Here is a 15,230-nt window from a genome sequence, read left to right on the forward strand (position 1 = left end):
CATGTCCATCAGCTCGATGTCGTGATGGTCCTCGGCCCAGTCATCTCCCACGAACAGTCGCAACGGTCCTCCCGCTCTCGATGCCGATCACCCTGTGCAGCCAGCGGGAGAACCATCAGCGACCTAATCAAGCAGTGCTTCCCGCAACCCTCACGCGGGGCACGACATCCCAGCAGCGATCAACTCTCCCGGCCTACCGGCAGGGGCACTGTCTTTCACCAGGACTCGAAATCCAGGAACCGAGAGTGCTCACCTGCCGGCCGGCTACCAGCAGGAGTGTGCCGGATAGCTCACTCCCAGAACTGATTAGGACCCGACGCCATGACCACGCCAGCCACGACTCCGGCCACGGGCAGCGCGCCCGCCGCCCCGGGCGCGGCACACCGATTGCGCAACGGCGAACTTCGGCGTATGGTGGCCGACCAACTCGCCCATGACCCCACCGCCGCGCTCACCCCCGGCACCATCGCGAACCAGCTCGGCGGGAAGTCATCCGGTGCGGTCGGGAACGCGTTGGCGACGTTGGAAGCGCGCGGGGAAGCAGAAAGGGTCGGCACCAACCCGGTCACCTACCGCGCGACCGACAAAACCGCCGACGCCGCGAAAACCGCCACGGTCACTCCGCGCACCACCACCGCCCCCGCCCCGTCGGCACAGGCACCCGCCGCGCCACCCGCCGCGCCCGCGCTGGTGACCGGGCCGGTACGCCGCCCGAACGGGCAGATGTATCACCCGCGCAAGTTGTCGGGGTTGTCGGACGTGACGGCGCTGCGGCGGTTGCGCGAGGCGGGGGTGTCCGCGCTCATGTATGGCCCGCCCGGTACCGGGAAAACCTCGGTGGTGGAGGCGGCGTTCGACGACCTCGTGACGATTCAGGGCGACAGCGACACCGTGACCGACGACTTCGTGGGCTCCTACAGCCAAACCCCGGACGGGCGCTACGAATTCGCCTACGGCCCGCTGGTGACCGCGATGCGCGAGGGGCGGGCTCTGTTCATCGACGACGCCACCCTCATCCCGCCGACCGTGCTCGCGGTGGTCTACCCCGCGATGGACGGACGCCGCCAAATCCTGATCAAAACCCACAAAAACGAGGTGGTGGACGCCGCGCCCGGGTTCTATGTCGTGGCCGGACACAACCCCGGGGTGCACGGGGCGGTGCTCACCGACGCGCTCTCGTCGCGGTTCGCCGCGCATATCCACGTGTCCACCGACTACGACCTCGCCACCCAGCTCAAGATCGACCCGAAAGCGGTGCGCGTGGCGCGGAATCTGGCCGCACGGCAGAAAAAGGGCGAAATTGGGTGGGCGCCACAGTTGCGCGAATTGATTGATTTCAACCGGATTGCCGATGCGTTGAGCACCGTCGACGCCGCCGGAAACCTGATCGGCATCGCACCCGAAGAGGACCAGGAGGTGGTCTCCGAGGTGGTGCGCAACGTGTTCGGCGCCACCGTCGCCCCGCTCTCACTCGGGCCCCAGTTCTAGCCCCGCAACTCGCCGAACTCGCGCGACCGTCCGGAAAGGACGTACATGATGGCCACCCATGTAGCCGCTCACGCCGCCACACCCACCGCCGTGTTTCCCGCCGCCCCCGGTTGGTTGACCCTGTCCGCCGCGTTCGGCGACGAGGTCCCGGCCATCGCCGACCGTGACGACCTCGTGGTCACCGTTGCTCCCGGGGCAGGCCACGGCGCGCCCGCCTGCTTTTTCCCCGACCTGGCCACCATCGAAGTGGACGGGACCCACATGGACAACGGGGTCGACCCCGCCACCGTCGCACCGCACCGGGTCGGGGACCGCAAGCGCTACCGCACCGCGTGGGGACTGCTCACCCACGAATGCGGACACGCCAAACATTCCGTGTGGCGCGCCCCCGACGACGCACCCCCGGGCGCGGTCGCGGCGGCGGACCTGCTGGAAGAAACCCGCATGGAAGCGGCACAGGTCCGCCGCCGCCCCGGGGACCGGTACTGGTTGCGCGCCAGCGCCACCAACCTCATCCTCGCCGACACCCAAGCACAGGACCCCGCCGCCGCACCGCAAATGACCCGCGAGGACGCCGCCCGCAGCGCCGCGCTGCTGCTGGCGCGCGTGGACGCAGGCATCCTGAACCGCCGCGAAGTCGCCCGAGTTGAGCGCGTCGTGCGCGACGTTCTCGGCACCGACACCCTCGCCACCCTGCGCAGAATTTGGCGCGCCGCGCACCGCACCGCCGACGACAACGCCGAGGCCATGATTGAGCTCGGGCGCCGCTGGTGCGACGCCATCGGCACCGACCCCCACCAACCGCCCGGCACCCCCGGCCCCAACGCCACCACCAACGGGAGCGGGAACGGGACACCGTCGCCGCTGGCGAACGCGATCAGCAGCGCCGCCGCCGCGATCGGTCGCGCGGTCGCCGCCGAACCTGCCCCAACCGACCCCACCACGCAGGCCATGGATGCCCGAGCCGCCGACAACCAGGCGCGCCAGCAGGCACAGAACGCCGCGAACGCGGTGTTCGGGACTGCCGGTACCGCCGCCCGCCACATCCGGGGCACCCGCGCGCCACACACGACCGAACAAACCGCCGCGCGGCACCTCGCCCGCGCGCTGACCACCGCCGGACACCGTGACCGCACAGCCACCAAAACCCGCTCGACCGTACCCCCGGGACGGTTGCGGATGCGGGGTGCGATGACCGCCGACGCACAACGCGCGGCGGGCGCGATCCCCACCGCCGAACCGTTCACCCGCACCACCCGCGCCACCGTGCCCGCCCCGCCGCTCCGGCTCGGCATCATCTGCGATGTCACCGACTCCATGAAAGCGTTCACCGCCCCCGTGGCCTCGGCGGCATGGATTCTCGCCCACGCCGCCCGCCACACCGCCGTACCCGCCACCACCGCCACCGTGGTCTTCGGCGCGGGCATCGTCACCCCGATCACCCGCCCCGGCACCACCCCCGCGAAGGTCACCCAATTCGGCACCTGCCTCAGCGGGCACGTCATCGACACCGCGATCAACGCCCTCGACGGCGCGCTCGACCTGTCCCGCCCGACCGCCGCGCGCCTGCTGGTGATCATCTCCGACGGCAACTTCGAACACGAAACCCGGAAACCGGGCCAGAAGATGCTCGACCGGTTGCAGAAAAGCGGCTGCGCGGTGTTGTGGCTGGCGCCCGACAAGCCCGGAACCGACCCGATGAACGGCGCCACCGTGCACACCCTGACCGACCCCACCACCACCGCCCGCGCCATCGGACAGGCAGCCACCACCGCCCTCCGCACCACCCGCTAACCCCACCCCCTCGACCCCGGGCGGGGGCCACAGCCCCCCATGTCACCCCCGCCCGGGCCCCACCGACCATCACACCCATCCCAGATGCGAAGGAGTGTCCACAATGAACACCACCACGAACACCACCGCGCCCGTCACAGTCGCCGACCGTGCACGGTCCGTCCGTGCCGGGCTGTTCCTCGGCCGAGGTGACACGTCCACCCCGATCGGCCTGCTGTCCACCTACCCCGACACGCCACCCCCGGACCCCGCCACCGTCGCGACGTTGCCCATCGGACGGCAGCTGCTGACCGCGACCACCGAACGCGACTACCGTGCCGCGTTCGTCGCGTTCGCCGCCGCGTGGCGCGCGGGCGGGTTCGGCGACTCCCACTGCGACCACACCGACCCGCTACCCGACCCCGGCACGTGCCCACCCCCTTACGGGGACAACACCGACCACTGGGCACGCACCGCCTACACCTTCGACGACGGCCAGGTTCTCTACTACCGCCCGCACCCGGACCGCCGCCGGGGCGGGCAATGGCACACCATCACCCTCACCGATTCGGGAGCAAGCGCGGTCGAGCTCACTCCGGCCAGTCGCCGCTACGGCGAGTCCTACCGCGACACCGCCGGACTCGACCTGGCGAACCTCGCGGCCTGGATCATGGGAACCCTGACCGGGGCAGCTATGGCGGGCGTGCGCTACGCCGCCGCCGTGAACCCCGCCCGCGCCGAGATCAAGCTCTACCTCTACGGCCTCGACGACACCCCCGGGGACGGCGACGACCGCGCCACACGCGTCCGCGCCGCGCTCGACCACGTCACCACCGTGACCGCCCACCACAACTGGACCAACCCGCACGACGACTGTGACCACCGCTTCCGTCTGTTGCCCCACATCGTCAGCGAACACGACGGCCCGGACCTGCGCACCCACGGACGGGGACCGGGAACCGTCACCGTCGTCACCGACCCCGCCCCGTTCTGGACCTGACACCCAGCGCACCCACGACCCGGTCGAGCTAGCTACGACACCAGGAGCACACCATGACCACCTTTACGAAAGTTCCACGAGACCTCTATCGGCACGTCGAATCGCAGGCCGGAGAAATTCTTCCAGTGTTGACCGGCCGCATGCGCTCGGCACGCCCCACCGAGCAATTCGATCTCAACTGGCCCTACCTCTTGTCGGGGCATGCGTCGAAGGCGGCAGTGGTCGCTGGGTTGTACTGCGGCATGGTCGACCCACCGGAACACGCTTGGAAGACAGCGGTCCAAACCTATTGCCCGCGCGCATGGAAGCTGCTCCAGGACACCAACGCTACGTTCGAGAATCTCCAGACCGGGCGCATCGACGCGGTACTCCGCTCGGACGTTGCGGCGCTCGCGAACACCGAACTGGGCGGCTACGGCGTGTTTGTGGTGATGGATGTGCCCGCGATGGTCGCCGACATCGTCGGCACTCTCGGCCAGATCCCCACTTTCGGATGAACCAGACATGACCACTCGCATGAATCGCGCCACCCACCGCCACGCACAGGAGGACCGTTCACGATGACCACGACACCGACCGACGCGCCCGCGTCGTCGACCGCCCGCGCGATCAGCCTCGCCCGCCGTCACCGCGACACCGCCCCGCGCGAATTCGCCGACCGCCGCACCTTCCAGCTGCAGTGGGACCGCCGCGCGATCACCGCCGCCAACATCGCCACCGCCCTCGACGTCGGTGTCGACGCAGTTGTGGTGCGCGACGACCCCGACCGCCAGCACGGCATCGGGACCGGCACCACCCCGGGGGATCTCATCGAGGTCACCAGTGAGGACGGCCGCTGCTGGTACTTCATTCAGGACCTGACCGGGTTCGACCCGTTGTGGGGCTGGCTGCTGCTGGGCCCGTGCCCGTTCTGCGGAGCCACCGCAGTCCCGGTAGCGCGGATCGCTGGCCTTGCGGACCTCGGTGCCCACCTCTACCCGGACCACGGCGGCAATCCCGCACCCGACCAATTCCACGGCGATCCCGGCCACCACCAGTACTGCTTCTACGCGCCCGACCACGGCGCACGCGAGAGCCACCTCCACGAGAGCAGCGGAGGGGTGTGATGAACACCCACGTCGTACCGCCCGACTATCCCGACACCCTCGCAGGGCATCTCGTGCCCCACGTGGACGCCGACACCTGGTGCGCGATCAGCGAACTCGTCGACACCCGTTTCCAGGTCCACGTCCTGACCGGATCGGACCGCTGGGCCGACTACACGATCAGCCCACTCGGCGGGATGACCCATTCGCGCGCCGTCGCCACAGCGGTGGAGTCCCTGACCGGGCGCACGGTCGCCAGCGTGGGCCATGGCCGCTGCTGGGGTGACGGCGCCATCCACTACCGCGCCACCCTGCTGCCCACGTCGTGTCGATCCGTCAGTGCCGCATCATGATCGCCGACGAGAGCGCCGACACCGTCCCGCCCGAGGCGGCTACGGCACACCCGTGCGTACCCCCGGGAACATCGGGTACCGGGACCTGCGGAACCGGGGCAACGGGAGCTCTACCGCATCGGCGTCGTCCCTGCGCCGAGTGCCCGTGGCGTCGTGACACACCGCCCGGCCAGTTCCCCGCCGACCGGTATGCCGCACTGGCCCACACCTCCGGAGCTCCCGGTGCCGAGGCGCGTCTCGACGCGCCGATGTTCGCCTGCCACAAGACAGCCGACGGTCACGAACAAGCCTGCGCCGGATGGCTCGCGGTAGCTGGCGTCCACCACCTCGGAGTCCGCCTCGCCGTCGCGACCGGCCGCCTCGCCCCCGAAACACTCAACCCGGCCCCAGACTGGCCACCGCTGTTCGAGTCGTTTCCGCAGATGACTGCCGCCCAAGCACGGCCACCCTCCACGGAGGATTCCAATCTCCGCCCGGATGGCGCTCCGCCTGACCAGCGGTAGCCGTCACCGTCACGTGCGCGGCCCTAGGCGCGGCAGAACGACTTCCGGGCCGACCGTGAGCGCCTTCCGGCCGTCACCTGACCAGTCATCCCATCGGTGAATGGGAAAGGGGACTAAAGCCATGCACGACAGGAAGAAACGACTCGTGTGGGCCGTGCTGGCCGTGCTGCTGCCCGGCCCGTGGACCCCCGTCATCGTGCTGGCCTACATCCTCGGCCGCGCCAGCGAACGCGACCAGGACACCGCGCCCCACGACCTTCCGGTGTCCCCGTACGCGCCGCCCGACCCCTACGCCTGCGTTCCGGCCCCGCTGACTCGGGACCCGTACGCGCCACCACGGTGAGGAGTGACAACCCATGTCGAGCTACACCGACTTCTACTTCGGACGTGGCGAGAACGCCGACTGGATCGGCTCCCTGCGCGGGGAATGCTACCCAGAGAACTTTCTCGCCGTCCCACCATTCCGGTTGGCACTGACTGCGACCGACGAACGCACCTTCCGCGCGGCAGTCGCCGACACCCTCGACGTGTGGGAAGGCGAACGCCTCGGCCACGCGTACAGGCGCGAACTCGGCTGGCCATGGCCGTGGTCCACCAGCCACAACAGCAGCTGGATCATGGTGTTCGATCCGGCACCGCAGACAGTGTTCGTCACCGTGGGCGGCGGGATCAGCTGGCACCGCATCGACCCGCACGATCCGCGATTTCCCGAGGGCGACGACCCACTCGGCCCCGACGACATCTACGCGTGGCTTCGTGACCCGGCCGCACCGCCCTCGGTGCCGATGCCGCTGATGCGCCCGAAACCCACCGCCCTGCCGACCTTCGGCGATGAGACCCGATGAGCCGCTCGACAACATACGACTTCGACCTGGGCGGGCACGCACCTGCCAATCACGAAGGCCATCACCGCCGGAGCCGGACTGGTCCTCGGTCAGCGCCAACTCATCACAGGCGACGCGCGGTTGCACACGTCGGCTACGCGACCCAGGAACAGAACGAGTTCCTCCACATCCATCGTTCCTCCACGACCATCACGACACGACCAGGAGGTCAGCATGCCCACCCGCCCCGCCGCCACCGATATGACCCCGCTGCAGCCGTACTGCCCGGACTGCGACGTCGAGACCGGCCATGCCCACCGGGAGGGCTGCGACGTGGCCCACTGCCTGGCTACCGGGCTGCAGCGCCTCGGCCACACCGAGTCGTGCCGCTGCCCGCAGGACGTCTGGACCGGACGGTGGCCCGAGGAGGCCGAGTGCGCGGAGTTCGGGTGGATGCTCGGCCCCGGCCTGCCCGACCTCAACCGCCTGATGACCACCGCCACCTGGGATCCGGCCGCGTACCGCTGGACCGCCCCGGCAACCACACCACGACCATTGAAGGAGAACAACGATGAGCACGCCCACCACCGCCACGGACTCGTTCGAGGGCACCGACCTCACCGCCGGCGAGAACTGGATCGAACTCGTGCCCGCCGCCCACACCCAGCCACACCAGGTCAGCTTCCCCGCCGTGATCGAACCGTGCCGCCACCACGGCCTGTGGGTGCGGCCCCGGCTACGTCGCGAGGTCGCCGAGGCCGTGTGCGAGTGGCTGAACCTGGTTTACCCGCTCGACCCGGACTGGTACCCGCTGGCCCGGTTCGAAGACGACTTGCTGGTGGTCTTCACCGGGAAGGCCGCTCACCAACGCCACGAGATCGCCCTCGGCGAGGACGACCGCTACCCGCTCGGGGAAGTGGGTCGCTGGTTCCTGTCCGCCCCGACCTGCACCCGCGCCCGCTTCTACCGCCAGCTTGACGTGCTGCGAGACACCGAGCGCCACGACCCGCGCCCGGGCGAAACGCTGGTCACCTGCGATCCCGACAACCTGCCCGTGAGCGGATTCCCCGCGGATCGACACTCCGCCCGGGCAAGCGTAGGTGCCGGTATTCCGGCCGCAGATCGCCGAGGCCGTGGCCGTGTACTGCACCCTCAACCACGACAGCGCCCCCGATGACCACCCGCAGGTGTACTTCGACGGCGACACCCTCGTCCACGTGCACCAGCACCTACGGGCGCTGGACGGGTACCTGCCCTGGCGCATCGAGCCCGACACGGACGGGAACCACCGCATCGACGGCGACGAGTGGACATTCCAGACGGTGCCTGTGAAATCCGAGGGAACCCGTGACTCCGACAGGACCGCGACGAGGCCGGAGGATGGGCATCGGACTCGGTCGGGGAGCCCAGTGTGAGCGCGCCCCGCCTGGTCGACGAGCGGATCGCCACCAACGGCGAGCACCACCTGCTCGAACGCTGCTATCACCACGGCCCCGACACGCTGCGCGTGCGTGTGGTCCGGGACCTGCACTCGGCGCCACGGTCCAGCGCGGTCACCGAACGCCGCACCACGTGCCACAGCTGGACCGTGCTGGCCGACCTGCCCGCACAGCACTGGTACGACGCGACCTCTGCCTGCACCCTGGCCACCACGGCGAGCGTCCTGGGCCGGGTCGCGGTCACGGTGCTGGAGCAGGCGCTGCGCGAGCACACCTCGGCCCCGGTGTTCGGCGAGCGCTAATGACGAACAGCGCCTGGCTCGAGCTACCCGCAGCTGGCGGTCTGGCTGACCGCCGAGGTCACCAGCATGCTGCGGCCCACACGGACCCGAAGTGGCAGGCCGTGCGGTGCGCGCCCGCCGTCCGGCCCGCGTCCCGGAAAATCCAGCTGACCTTCTACGGCCTGAGCGAACCCGCCGAGCACCGGGATTCCAGCGTCGAGGACCAGCGAGTGCTCGACGACATGCGGCGGCTGGCCGATCAGCACAACTGGAACCAGGGCCACGGGCACCGCTTCGTCCTGATCACCCACGTCGTCACCGACCACTCCGCCCCGGCCCTGCTCGCTCTGGGTGACCGTCCGGGCACGACCATCACCGAGTCCTGAGACCCCTGGGCCCGCCCACGTGGTCCCGCAGCGAGGAGGAACGTACTCACCATGCCGACCGCCGGATCACCATCACCCTCCGCGGCGCACTCGCTGTTCGACGCCGCAGCCCCCTCGCTGACCGACGCCGAGGTGTTCACGCTGTCCGAGGACCAACAGGCCGTCTGCGACCACGTGCGCCAGCTCCTCGCGGCACCATCAGGCAGCACGACGGCCCTCGTGGTCACCGGCGGCGCCGGCACCGGCAAGAGCGCCCTCGCCGTGACCCTGCTCGGCGAGGCGCTGCGCGCGGGCTACCGGGCCCGGCACGCCACCGGCTCGCAGGCCTTCACCACCGCGCTGCGCAAGACCGCCGGACACGGCTCCCGCCAGACCCAGCAGCTGTTCCAGTACTTCGGCACCGCCGCCGATATCGAGCCGGGTGACCTGGATCTGCTGGTCTGCGATGACGCGCATCAGCTGCGCGCCACCTCGAACACCCGCTACACCCCGGCCTCGCGCCGCAGCGACCGCACTCAAGCTGCGGAGCTGCTCGACGCCGCCCGGGTCGTGGTGTTCTGCCTCGACGAGGAGCAGGCGGTCCGCCCCGGGCAGATCGGCACCCGCACCTACATCGAGACCGCCGCGCGCGCGTGCGGCGCCACGGTGCGCACCCTGCATCTGGACAGCCAGCACCGCAGCCGCAGCCCGCGCTATGACGCCTGGGTCCGTCGCCTGCTCGGCCTCGACGACGGGCCGTTGCCTCCGGCCTCATGGAACGGGGAGAAGGACGGTTTCGAGTTGCGGGTGGCCGACAGCCCCGGCGAGCTGGAGCAGATGCTGCGCGCCACGGCCGAGCGGGGGGCGAGTGCGCGGATGACGGCCGGATACTGCTGGCCGTGGAGCGAGGCGATTCCGGGAAATCCGTTGGTCGACGACATCGTGTTAGGCGACTGGCGCCACCCGTGGAGCGTGAAAGGCAACCGCGCGGTCAACGGGCTGCCGCCCTCGCCGCTGTGGGCCCTCGATCCCGCCGGAGCCGACCAGGTCGGCTGCATTTACACCGCGCAAGGCTTCGAGTACGACTACTGTGGCGTCATCCTCGGCCCCGACCTGCTCTGGCGGGGCGACCGGTGGGTCACCGACACCGCCGCCACCCGGGACCACGCCCTCGATCGCGCCGCAGCGGCCGACTTCAACCTGTGGGTGCGCCGCACCTACCGCGTCCTGCTCACCCGGGCACGAGCGGGCACCATCCTGTACTCCACCGACTCCGAAACGCGTGCCCTGCTGCATGAACTCGCCGACCCATAGCCGAAGCCCCGCCAAAGCACGGGTTCCGACGTGCAGCTCGTTGTTGGACGATGCAGCCGTGCCTCGGCCGTCGGTGACGGCCGGGCACGGTGGCGTGGGCAAGGTTACGCGGTCCAGGTGATGGTGGCGGGCGTGGTGCCGTCGTCGTCCGGGACGATGGTGATCGTCCAGGCCCAGTCGCATTCCTTGTGCCCGGGTAGTTTGCGGTGGTCGTAGCGCCGCCCGCAGCGCATGACCAGCGGGCGTTCGGGAACCAGCCAGTGGTAGGCCAGCAGTGCGACGTCGACCCACGTGCGGGCACCGCAGCACGGGAAGGTGAACACGGCGTACCGGGTTCCGACGCGGTGCCGAATCACGGCGGGCCCGGTGGTGGCCTCGCCGCGCCGATAGGAGCGGCGGGTCAATCGCTGCCACCGCCGCTCGACTGTGGCGTGGGTGATCCACACGGCGTGGATGTCCTCGGTCAGCGCGCACCGGTGTCCCGGCCGCGCACGCTGATCAGCGACCCCAGCCCGACCACGGCCCCGGATACCCGACGGGGCACGTCGGGATTTCGGTGGGCATCGGGGATCACGGCCGACACGGTGAGCTCGTCGTCGCCGACGGTTCCGCGCAGCGCTGCCCGCAGCAGCGGCAGCGAATAGGGCGGGAGGTGCATGACAGGCCCTTCCTTCGAAGGTTGCGGCAAATGTGCCGGAGAAAACCAGCGCGTAGGGCCGTCGTCCCCGATTGGTGGCGGCGGCCCTGCGCACGGGTATCGGGTTGGTGTCGGTGGCCCAGGGGGTGGCTACGCGCCGTGGTTCGCCGTCTCTGGGACATCGGTCTTGTCCGGGTTGATGGCGAAACGTTTCGGCGCCTCGCAGGTTTTGATTGCGTACCCGTCGGCGACGAGTTTCTCCAGGGCGTTGTTGACCGCGCCGCCTGAGCGGACCAGGTCCTTGCCGATCTTGGCGGGCCCGAAACTCTCGCCCGGGTGTGTGGTCAGGTACTCCTCCACCAACGCCCGCAGTCCGCCCTTACGCAGTCGATCCTTGTCCGTGGGGGTGGTGGGGGTGGTGTCGGCGACCGCAGGAGTTTCTGCCGGACACGGCTCGGCCTCGGTCGCGCTGTCCACGGGATCCTGCGGCGCCGTGCCGGGCGGCGAGGTGGTGCCGCCGCTCTTGTCGTCGTCGGCGTTGGTGGACGGGGCGGGCGCGTGGTTGGTGGTGTCCGTGGTGGCGTTGTCGTCGTCGGTCTCCGATGTGGTCCCTGGTGCTTCCGCCACCGTGGTGTCCTCGGTGGCGGAGTCATCGACATCGATGGTTGCCTCCCCGGTCGCTCTCGTCTGCTCGGCCGTGGTGACGGTGTCGCTGGCGTGCTCGGTCGGCTGGTCGGTGCTGGGTGTCGCCGCCGTCGCGTCCGGCTGCACGTCGTCGGTATCGGGTGCGGCGGTGTCGCGGTCCGAGGGTGCGACTGTCCAGGTGTCGGGATTGCGTGGACCGTCGCCTGCGGTGCGGATCGCGGTGCCTTCGCGGTCCCAGCGGGCCAGGATCTTCGCTGCGGTCGAACGGCCGACCCCGGCTGCCATCGCCAGCTTCGCGGTCGTGGAAACGGGATTGTCCGTCAGCGCCGCCCGTACTTTGTCCTCCGTGGACGGTTCGTTCTGCTGGCGGGGGTCGTCGACCACGGCGTGCAGGTGGCGGTCGTTGTCATCGGTGATGGCGGCGGCGTTGACGGTGCGGTTGTCGCGGTTCTTTCGGGACATGACGAACTCCATGTGTGTTGGTGCGGAATGGGATGGTCATGCCCCGGCCGGGGCGTGGCCCGCCGGTGCGCATCCGGTCGTTCGGGCTACACGACTATGGACGCTTCGTCACCGCCTCCATGTCAAGCGATTCGTCAAACAAGACAAGTGTCTCGTGTGTACACACGACCACGCCGCACGGCGACGCGCCTCCGATTCGGCGAAAACGGACCAGTCCGGGGGCGTCATCAGTTGCAGCGCCCAGACCGCCCAGGGCGAGGTCGCCTACGACTACATGGGGCACCTGCGGGAGGTGACCGCGACCGCTGAGGTTTCGGTGACAGAGGTGCGTGCGGCTTGCGGGAGTTCTTCACCAGCGGCGGCGGTCGGCCACAGGGGATCTTGTGGCAGGACGGCTGAAACAAATCCCGGTCCGCCGCGCTCGCTGGTGCTGACGTGCTCGCCTGCGGCGCCAATTCGTCCACCACGCATTCCGGTGCCACTACCGAACAACGCTGGTGGGCACCGGACATTTCACGCACACGGCATCCGGCGGGACGACAGCGATGTCGCCCCGCCGGGCACGCATGGGGCGGCGACACTGACCGGCGACGAGTGGTTCACTGAGGGCATGTCGGAGACGGACTGGATAGCGTTTGGATCGATCGCAGGAGCCGTGACTGCCGTGGCCACTGCTCTGATGGCGGTGGCCGTCATTATCACCGCCTTCATTGCTGGCCACACGCTGAAGGCAACCCGCGAGGATAGTCGGGCTAAGACTCGGCCGATCATGGTCGCCGAGCTGCGACGTGAGCTGCTTTCAGAGGGCACAACCCTGATCGTGCTAAAGAACCTAGGAGCATCGATCGCGAAGAACGTCAACGTGGGAATCGAGCCTCCACCACCTGACGATCTGGACGAGTTGCCTGATGACAACATGATGAAGTGGATCTACGAGCGGTACGCCACTCCAATCACGACTTGGGCGCCAGGCTGGACGCTCAGCAATGTGATCCGCGCGGGGTACGACACCCTTAGGCCGATCACCGTGACGGTGGTGTACGAGGGGCCGGATGGAACCCAGTACGAGGACATGTACTACTTGCATCCGGACCACATTCTCAAGGAGACTGAGAGCAACCCGAGTCAGACTACCGAACTGGTGAAACTCGAACAGCAGAAGATCAAAACGCTACGAGCACTGGTCCGCACGATCCGCTCGAACTGACCCGCTCTTGGTGTCGCACACAGGTAGATTCCTGACCAGGGCATTGAGGTGGCTACTTGCATTTTGCCTTCGCGGGTTGCCAGGCGCAAGCCGGCGCGTGTGAAACGTGCTGGGCTGTTGGCACTTCCAACCGTTCCAAGCCGCGAATAGCCGTTCCTGCGGCTCCACATGGCAGAACCTTCTGATCATTGCGTGCTCCGAATCGTTTGGTCAGGCGCCCTTTCGTGATCAGAATGGGTGAGACACCCATTCTAGCGGGTCGAGCCGTCTCGCCACTGGTGTAGTAGTCGCATCAGATACCCAAAGGGTACCGAATGCGTGCGTCATCAGATGAAACTCTCGACCATTTACTGGCGGAGTGTAGATATTCGAACTGTGCGAATGTCCTGCCCGTGTCGCTGTCGCGGGCCCGAGTCGGTTATTCGCAGTGTGCTGGTGGGCGACAAGGTTGAGCCGTCTCGGGCGCACCGCGTGTGCTTTGGACCGGTCAGCGCCGGTCGGGTACTCGGCGGTCAACACCGCGACGGCGGGGGCGGCCTCTTGCCATCGCAGCCATGCGTCCTCTGCTCGGCGTAGCTCTGCTCGAATATACAGAGTATGCCTTCCACGATTGCCTCTACTCCGCTCCAGTCCTGCGTTTCGCGCAGGTGCGGGTCCTGTAGCGCTGCCTTTACCTTCCTCCGGAATGCGGCTTGTATGCGTCTCTTTTCCGACGCAGAGATGGCGCCCTGATAGCCCTTCTGGCCCTCGACATAGCCCACCCACTGCACCGGGACCAACTCGCCGTCCACGGTCAAGAGGTCTTGACCCAAGTACATCTCCAGGCTCCCGGCCTTGCCGTTCACGTTCATCAGGACGGGGTCGGCGAGCTGGGGTCCAAGCGTGGGGTACCGCCGCAGCAGCGGCAGCGCCGGGTAATGCATGATGCGGTAGTCGTCCGGCAGGCGTTCGCGCTTCAGCTTGGCCAACGCGTCGTGCGCAGCCGTGTCGTTGTCCGCTAAGGCCAGCACACGGTTAGCGATGCCTGCGCCCACGAAGGACCGCACCAACTTCGCCAGACTTCCGGCGCTGCCTTCCGCGCCGTTGCCGAAATCCATGAAGTGCAGGAAACCCACGAGGTGCGGATGCGTCACCCGGATCGCGTCGGTGAGCAGCTGCGAGTCGCTGGAACCCTCCGTCAGTATGACGAGCGGGGCATCGGTAGCGATCCCTCGCAGCCGTTCCGAGCGGGCCTCCACGGTGATCGGCGTGCCGGGCGCCAGCAGTTGGTAGCGCTGCAAGTCGTCCAGGTTGTAGCGCACCGGCTGATCCGCGTCCGCGCTGACGTCTATGGCCAGCCGCAAGATAATCCGGGCGTCCAGCTGCCACTCCACGTCTTCAGGCAACTCGTAAGTGGCCCACTCGTCAGCGCTGTTCACGAAGTCGCCGAGCCCGGAGAGGATCATGGCAGCGTCCCTGACCGGCACACCCAGTTCGTCAGCAGCCGGGCTCGGGTGCTTGGCGTGCCACGCCTGCACCGCCTTGTCCAGCTCCGCCCGCGCTCTGTCAGCGGTGAACCCATGCAGCTGCAGGCGGTCCCGAACCTCGTGCACCGTCGAGACGTAGCCCAACTGCTCGTCGTCATGCCGCAGCTCGTCCTCGGTGAACAGGGCTGCGAGGTTCGGCAGGTAGCTCTCCCGGCAGGCCAACAGCAGATGGCCACCTATCTCCATGAAGCTGTGTGCAGACATGGGGACCATCTTCCCGCGAGGCCGCAGTGACAGCAGCCACGGAGCGGACTTGCCGCGTCTCGTGCTACTCCTACTCCCGTGACTATGGCATCCATCCGCTACCCTCCCCTCGGGCAGATCCATG

Annotated in this window: 19 protein-coding genes; 14 read left to right on the forward strand and 5 right to left on the reverse strand. The window is 68.6% G+C overall.

The window, feature by feature from the left end:
* The first annotated feature begins 321 nt into the window (after positions 1 to 321).
* The 9 genes from BM199_RS24210 (at position 322) to BM199_RS24250 (ending at position 7,047) form a co-directional block, all read left to right on the forward strand.
* Positions 322 to 1,488, forward strand: coding sequence for an AAA family ATPase (locus BM199_RS24210; RefSeq protein ID WP_091675836.1), 1,167 nt, complete (start codon positions 322 to 324; stop codon positions 1,486 to 1,488).
* Positions 1,489 to 1,536: 48 nt separating this feature from the next.
* Positions 1,537 to 3,282, forward strand: a complete 1,746-nt coding sequence (locus BM199_RS24215) for a VWA domain-containing protein (RefSeq protein WP_091675840.1) — start codon at positions 1,537 to 1,539, stop codon at positions 3,280 to 3,282.
* A gap of 103 nt (positions 3,283 to 3,385) precedes the next feature.
* Positions 3,386 to 4,261, forward strand: a complete 876-nt coding sequence (locus BM199_RS24220) for a hypothetical protein (RefSeq protein ID WP_091675842.1) — start codon at positions 3,386 to 3,388, stop codon at positions 4,259 to 4,261.
* Positions 4,262 to 4,314: 53 nt separating this feature from the next.
* A complete protein-coding gene (locus BM199_RS24225; RefSeq protein WP_143101900.1) occupies positions 4,315 to 4,758 on the forward strand; it encodes a hypothetical protein in 444 nt (147 codons plus the stop codon).
* 63 nt (positions 4,759 to 4,821) lie between these two features.
* Positions 4,822 to 5,367 carry an SH3 domain-containing protein gene (locus BM199_RS24230; RefSeq protein WP_091675849.1) on the forward strand — a complete coding sequence of 182 codons (546 nt, stop codon included), beginning with the start codon at positions 4,822 to 4,824 and terminating at the stop codon, positions 5,365 to 5,367.
* Positions 5,367 to 5,699, forward strand: coding sequence for a hypothetical protein (locus tag BM199_RS24235; RefSeq protein WP_091675852.1), 333 nt, complete (start codon positions 5,367 to 5,369; stop codon positions 5,697 to 5,699). The genes BM199_RS24230 and BM199_RS24235 overlap by 1 nt, the downstream gene beginning before the upstream one ends.
* The gene (locus tag BM199_RS35235) at positions 5,696 to 6,202 is read left to right on the forward strand and encodes a DUF6283 family protein (protein WP_425425580.1); all 507 of its coding nucleotides are present in this window, start codon (positions 5,696 to 5,698) and stop codon (positions 6,200 to 6,202) included. The genes BM199_RS24235 and BM199_RS35235 overlap by 4 nt, the downstream gene beginning before the upstream one ends.
* 121 nt (positions 6,203 to 6,323) lie before the next feature.
* Complete coding sequence (locus tag BM199_RS24245) at positions 6,324 to 6,545, forward strand: hypothetical protein (protein ID WP_091675855.1); 222 nt, start codon at positions 6,324 to 6,326, stop codon at positions 6,543 to 6,545.
* Positions 6,546 to 6,558: 13 nt separating this feature from the next.
* Positions 6,559 to 7,047, forward strand: a complete 489-nt coding sequence (locus BM199_RS24250; RefSeq protein ID WP_091675857.1) for a hypothetical protein — start codon at positions 6,559 to 6,561, stop codon at positions 7,045 to 7,047.
* A gap of 189 nt (positions 7,048 to 7,236) precedes the next feature.
* Here BM199_RS24250 and BM199_RS24255 read toward each other — a convergent pair whose 3' ends face one another.
* Positions 7,237 to 7,605 carry a hypothetical protein gene (locus BM199_RS24255; RefSeq protein ID WP_143101901.1) on the reverse strand — a complete coding sequence of 123 codons (369 nt, stop codon included), beginning with the start codon at positions 7,603 to 7,605 and terminating at the stop codon, positions 7,237 to 7,239.
* Between BM199_RS24255 and BM199_RS24260 the strand changes: the two genes are divergently transcribed.
* The 4 genes from BM199_RS24260 to BM199_RS24280 all read left to right on the forward strand — a co-directional run bounded on the left by BM199_RS24260 (position 7,598) and on the right by BM199_RS24280 (position 10,425).
* On the forward strand, positions 7,598 to 8,203 hold the full coding sequence (locus tag BM199_RS24260) for a hypothetical protein (RefSeq protein ID WP_091675862.1): 606 nt from the start codon (positions 7,598 to 7,600) through the stop codon (positions 8,201 to 8,203). The genes BM199_RS24255 and BM199_RS24260 overlap by 8 nt on opposite strands.
* 234 nt (positions 8,204 to 8,437) lie before the next feature.
* Positions 8,438 to 8,767 (forward strand): hypothetical protein, encoded by a 330-nt coding sequence (locus tag BM199_RS24270; RefSeq protein ID WP_091675867.1) that lies wholly within the window; start codon positions 8,438 to 8,440, stop codon positions 8,765 to 8,767.
* Positions 8,767 to 9,132 carry a hypothetical protein gene (locus BM199_RS24275; protein ID WP_091675870.1) on the forward strand — a complete coding sequence of 122 codons (366 nt, stop codon included), beginning with the start codon at positions 8,767 to 8,769 and terminating at the stop codon, positions 9,130 to 9,132. The genes BM199_RS24270 and BM199_RS24275 overlap by 1 nt, the downstream gene beginning before the upstream one ends.
* A 51-nt stretch (positions 9,133 to 9,183) precedes the next feature.
* The gene (locus tag BM199_RS24280; RefSeq protein WP_091675872.1) at positions 9,184 to 10,425 is read left to right on the forward strand and encodes a DUF2075 domain-containing protein; all 1,242 of its coding nucleotides are present in this window, start codon (positions 9,184 to 9,186) and stop codon (positions 10,423 to 10,425) included.
* Between the two features lie 104 nt (positions 10,426 to 10,529).
* Here BM199_RS24280 and BM199_RS24285 read toward each other — a convergent pair whose 3' ends face one another.
* The 3 genes from BM199_RS24285 to BM199_RS24295 all read right to left on the reverse strand — a co-directional run bounded on the left by BM199_RS24285 (position 10,530) and on the right by BM199_RS24295 (position 12,169).
* Positions 10,530 to 10,871, reverse strand: a complete 342-nt coding sequence (locus tag BM199_RS24285; RefSeq protein WP_091675874.1) for a hypothetical protein — start codon at positions 10,869 to 10,871, stop codon at positions 10,530 to 10,532.
* Positions 10,872 to 10,888: 17 nt separating this feature from the next.
* Entirely contained in the window at positions 10,889 to 11,083 is a 195-nt protein-coding gene (locus tag BM199_RS24290) for a hypothetical protein (protein ID WP_091675877.1), read from the reverse strand.
* Positions 11,084 to 11,212: 129 nt separating this feature from the next.
* Positions 11,213 to 12,169, reverse strand: a complete 957-nt coding sequence (locus BM199_RS24295; RefSeq protein ID WP_091676092.1) for a prolipoprotein diacylglyceryl transferase — start codon at positions 12,167 to 12,169, stop codon at positions 11,213 to 11,215.
* A gap of 610 nt (positions 12,170 to 12,779) precedes the next feature.
* Between BM199_RS24295 and BM199_RS24300 the strand changes: the two genes are divergently transcribed.
* The gene (locus BM199_RS24300) at positions 12,780 to 13,376 is read left to right on the forward strand and encodes a COG1361 family protein (protein ID WP_091675880.1); all 597 of its coding nucleotides are present in this window, start codon (positions 12,780 to 12,782) and stop codon (positions 13,374 to 13,376) included.
* Between the two features lie 512 nt (positions 13,377 to 13,888).
* Here the strand turns inward: BM199_RS24300 and BM199_RS24305 are convergent.
* Complete coding sequence (locus BM199_RS24305; RefSeq protein ID WP_143101903.1) at positions 13,889 to 15,106, reverse strand: HEPN/Toprim-associated domain-containing protein; 1,218 nt, start codon at positions 15,104 to 15,106, stop codon at positions 13,889 to 13,891.
* Positions 15,107 to 15,230: the final 124 nt, after the last annotated feature.

This window comes from Amycolatopsis marina (assembly GCF_900111885.1).
In the GTDB taxonomy this organism is placed as follows: domain Bacteria; phylum Actinomycetota; class Actinomycetes; order Mycobacteriales; family Pseudonocardiaceae; genus Amycolatopsis; species Amycolatopsis marina.